This window comes from Streptomyces sparsus, from assembly GCF_054776295.1.
Genome location: NZ_BAAHCA010000509.1, coordinates 1 through 3,512, shown reverse-complemented (window position 1 = coordinate 3,512; position 3,512 = coordinate 1). Strand labels below are relative to the sequence as shown.

The following is a 3,512-nucleotide window of genomic DNA, read 5'->3' as shown; positions in this document are numbered from 1 at the left end:
GGGGAGCCCCGGGCACCCCGCGACGGGTGGCCCTCCTGCGGCAGGGGGCGGCTGTTCGGCAACGGGCGGCTGCACGACGGGGAGGGAGGGGCGCCCGGCGGGGGCGGGTCCTTCGGCGGCGGCGGAGGGCTGTTCGGTGGTGGGGCCCCGGCTGTCGCGGGCCTCGGGGCGGGACGGAGCGGTCATGACCGGGGGCCCTCCTGGTGGATCTGCCGGGCGAGGTCGGCCAGCACCCGGTCGGTGCGCGGGCCGTAGTTGAGCAGCAGGCCGTCGTCGATGTCGGCGATCCTGCGGTCCAGCCCGGCCGGGGTCTCCGCCACGCCGGGGATCTCCAGCAGCCCGTCCACCCCGTCGACGGATTCCAGCCCCTTGGACATCACGAGGATCACGTCGGGGGCGGCCTCGGCCAGGGCCTCGCTGGTGAGCGGGGTGAAGTCCTTGCTCAGACCGGACTCGGTACCCGCGTCCACGCCGCCGGCCGCTTCGATCAGCGAACGGGCGCCCGAGTCGGCGCCGCCGAGCAGGTAGACGGAGGCGGAGCCGCGCAGATAGAGGAAGGCGACCCTGGGCGGTCGGGCCGGGTCGGGGATCTCCGCGCGGACGGCGGTGATCCGCTTGTCGGTGCGCTCCCGCAGCCGATCGCCGGCGTCCGGTACTCCCAGCGCCTCGGCCACCGCGCTGATGCGCTCGCCGACGTCGTCGAGCCCCCGGGCGGGCGCGACCACCAGGAGGGGGATGCCGGCGGCCCGGATCTGGTCGATGGCCTCGGACGGCCCGGTGGTGGTCTCGGCGAGGACCACGGTGGGCTTCAGGGAGAGCACGCCTTCGGCCGACACGTCGTGCGCCCGGGTCACCACCGGCAGGTCGGCGGCCTGTTCGAAGGTCGCGGTGATGTCCTTGGCGACCACCTTCTCCCCCAGGCCCAGCGCGAAGGTGATCTCGGACAGGGCACCGGTGAGCGGGATGATCCGGTCGGCACTGCGCACGGTCACGTCGCGCCCGTCGGCCGAGGTCGCGGTGACGGGCAGTTCCGGCTGGGCGACCGGCCCGGACAGCGGCTCCACCCGGTCCGGAGCCGCGCGGGGCCGCGGCTCCGGGTCGGGCCCGGTGTCCGTACCGGCGCATCCGGCGAGCGCCAGGGCCAGGGCGACGGCTGCGGCGAGGGCCCGGGGTGAGCGGCGAAGTGGTGAGGGCACGGCAACTGCCTTCCGTGAGGCCGTGGGTGCGGCGGGGACCGGAGCGAGCGAGGGGTCGGGGTGTACAGGAGGTCGACGGTCAGCTTAGGTTAGCCTTACCTTACTAACCACCCCAGGTCTCCCCGGGAGGACCCCGTCATGCCCTCGTTCGGACTCCGGCGCCCACTCGCCGCAGCGCTCCTCGCCGCACTCGCCGCGGCGCTGCTGCCGGCACTGCCGGCGCAGGCGGCCGAACGCACCGTCTCCGGCGGCCGGTTGGACTGGGGCGTCAAAACCTCGTTCCAGAGATACGTGACCGGGCCGATCGCCCAGGGCGGCTTCCAACTGGCCGCCGGCGCCGGCACCGTCGGCGACAGCCAGTTCCGCTTCCACTCCGCCAGCGGCGGCTACGACCCGGACACCGGCACGCTGCGGGCCTCCTTCGCCGGCGCGGTGCGCTTCACCGGCCACCGCGGCGCCGACGGCAGCCACGAACTGGACCTCACCATCAGCCGGCCCACGGTCCGTTTCAGCGGCGGGGCCGGCACCCTGCACGCGGACATGCGCAGCAGGTCCAAGGGGAGCGGGACATTCACCGACCGCGCCCAGGTCCCCCTGGCCCGGCTCCAGTTGGGGGGCGTCGACATGCACGGCGGCGGCTCCCCCGTCGCCCTGTCCTCGGTCCCGGCCACGCTCACCGCCGAGGGTGCCGCGGCGTTCGCCGGGTACTACTCCGCCGGCACCCCGCTCGACCCGGTCAGCCTCTCGGTCGACGTGCGCACCCCGGCCGCCACCGACCGGAACAGCACCTCCGCCAGTCCGTCGGCGAAGGCCTACGAGGCGAAGGCGAGCGACGCACCCGCGAAGGGGCCGGTCGCGCTGGAGGGCGCGGCCGTCGACTGGGGGGTGCGCCGCACCTTCCGGGAACACGTCAGCGGCTCGCTCGTGGACGGCGGCTGGAAGACGTCCGACGGCGCCGGGGACGGTGGCGCGCTGTTCCGCTTCCCCCTGCTGAAGGGCACCTGGAACGCCGAACGCGCCGAGCTGACCGCCGACTTCCGCGGCCAGGTCGCCTTCACCGGCAAGGACCTCGACCTCACCCTGCTCAAGGTGTCGGTGAAGGTGCGCGACGGCAAGGGCACCCTGTCGGCCGACGGCCGACCCCTGGTCGTGTTCGACGCCGCACTCAAGCCCGTGCGGGGCCTGCTCACGGTCACCGAGGCCCCCGCCGAACTCACCGCCCAGGGAGCGACGTTCTTCGACGGCCTCTACCCGGCCGGCACCGCCATGGACCCGGTGTCACTCGCCGTCGCTCTCGACGGGAAGGCCGAACTGCCCGCCCTGCCCGATCTCGGCACGGAACCCACCGGCACCCCCTCCCTGTCGGCGTCCCCCGACACCCGGGAACAGGTCGCCGACGCCGAGCCCGCCTCCACCACCTCCGCTTCCGCGGCGCTGCCGATCTCACTGGCCGCCGCCTCCCTGGCAGTGCTCGCCGCTGCCTTCTGGTTCGTGCGCAGACGCCGGACCGCCCCCGTCACCGAAGACAACTCCGAGGAGTCCCAGCCAAGATGAACACCATCCGACACAGCGCGGCACTCGCCGCCGCCACCGCCACCGTGCTGGCCACCACCGCCTTCGCGGTCCCGGCGCTCGCGGCGGACGACCCGCCGCAGGCCCCCGGCACGATCGAGCTGTCCGACGCCACCCTCGAATGGGGGGTGAAGGAGTCCTTCCGCAGCTACGTGGCGGGCATGGCCAAGGGAGAGATCACCACCGGGGGCGGGGCGGAACAGGCTGCGGACAACGGGCCGTTCACGTTCAGCGGCGGCACGGGCAGCTACGACCTCGGCACGCACTCCGTGAACACGTCCTTCCCCGGCGACGTGCGCTTCCGCTCCACGGCGCACGGCTTCGACATCAGGCTCTCGGACGTGAAACTGGTGACGGAGGGCCGTACCGGCGGCTCCATCGTCGCCGACATCACCGCGGCCGGAGAGACCCGCGACGACGTCGAACTGGCCGACCTGGACCTCTCCGAGGTGCGGCCGGGCAGCGGGGCCGGCGGTGCGATGACCTTCGCCGGCATCCCCACCACGATGACCGAGGCGGGCGCGGCGGCGTTCAACGGCATGTACCAGAAGGGCACCGTTCTCGACCCCGCCACCCTGACCGTGCAGCCCGCCGCCACCGGCGGCACCTCGGGCGGCTCGGAGAGCGGCGGCTCGGGTACGGGCGGCACGGACGGCGGCTCGGAGAGCGGCGGCTCGGACTCGGGCGGCACCGACACCGGCGGCTCGACGGGCGGCTCCGACTCGGGCGGCTCCGACTCGGGCG

General features: G+C 74.4%; 3 protein-coding genes and 1 pseudogene. 2 read left to right on the top strand and 2 right to left on the bottom strand.

The features are described from left to right. A pseudogene (locus tag ACYVE9_RS19365) lies at window positions 1-186 on the bottom strand (hypothetical protein); the annotation flags it as partial. After that, complete coding sequence (locus ACYVE9_RS19360; RefSeq protein ID WP_461029148.1) at window positions 183-1,196, bottom strand: heme/hemin ABC transporter substrate-binding protein; 1,014 nt, start codon at window positions 1,194-1,196, stop codon at window positions 183-185. The pseudogene ACYVE9_RS19365 and the gene ACYVE9_RS19360, both read right to left, overlap by 4 nt. Before the next feature lie 138 nt (window positions 1,197-1,334). Between ACYVE9_RS19360 and ACYVE9_RS19355 the strand changes: the two genes are divergently transcribed. Together ACYVE9_RS19355 and ACYVE9_RS19350 are read left to right on the top strand one after the other, a co-directional pair. Beyond that, window positions 1,335-2,750, top strand: coding sequence for an HtaA domain-containing protein (locus ACYVE9_RS19355; RefSeq protein ID WP_461029147.1), 1,416 nt, complete (start codon window positions 1,335-1,337; stop codon window positions 2,748-2,750). Next, on the top strand, window positions 2,747-3,512 hold a 766-nt coding region (locus tag ACYVE9_RS19350), incomplete at its 3' end, for an HtaA domain-containing protein (protein ID WP_461029146.1). The genes ACYVE9_RS19355 and ACYVE9_RS19350, both read left to right, overlap by 4 nt.